Raw genomic sequence first — 433 nt, 5'->3', positions numbered from 1 at the left:
GGCCCGGACGCGACCCCCGAGGACGCGGTCGACGAGATGGAGGCGTGTAAGCCGATGAGCGACCACGTCGACATCGGCGCGCAGGTGTCGGTGACCGAGCCGACCGTCCACGAGGGCGGCGGCGACGTGGACGTGGCCCTGCTCGACTGCGGCGCGAAGGGCTCCATCATCTCCTCGCTCACCGACCGCGGCGCGGACGTCCACGTCCTCCCGTACGACGCGACCCCCGAGGACGTGGCCGCCGTCGAGCCCGACGTGCTCTTCGTCTCGAACGGCCCGGGCGACCCGGAGAACTTCGTCGCCGCGCAGGACGTGGTCGACGAGTTCGCGGGCGAGCTCCCCCTCGCGGGCATCTGCCTCGGCCAGCAGGTGATCACGAGCGCGCTCGGCGGCTCGACGGAGAAGATGGCGTTCGGCCACCGCGGCGTCAACC

Annotated in this window: 1 pseudogene; it reads left to right on the top strand. The window is 72.5% G+C overall.

Annotated features, from left to right (window positions below):
- Positions 1 to 433 (top strand): annotated as a pseudogene (locus tag D3D02_RS20130) (carbamoyl-phosphate synthase small subunit); the annotation flags it as partial.

It is taken from the genome of Halobellus sp. Atlit-38R (genome assembly GCF_003665925.1).
Classification (GTDB): Archaea; Halobacteriota; Halobacteria; order Halobacteriales; family Haloferacaceae; genus Haloquadratum; species Haloquadratum inordinatus.
Note: the sequence above shows the minus strand (reverse complement) of the source record. Positions and strands in the feature narration are given on the sequence as shown.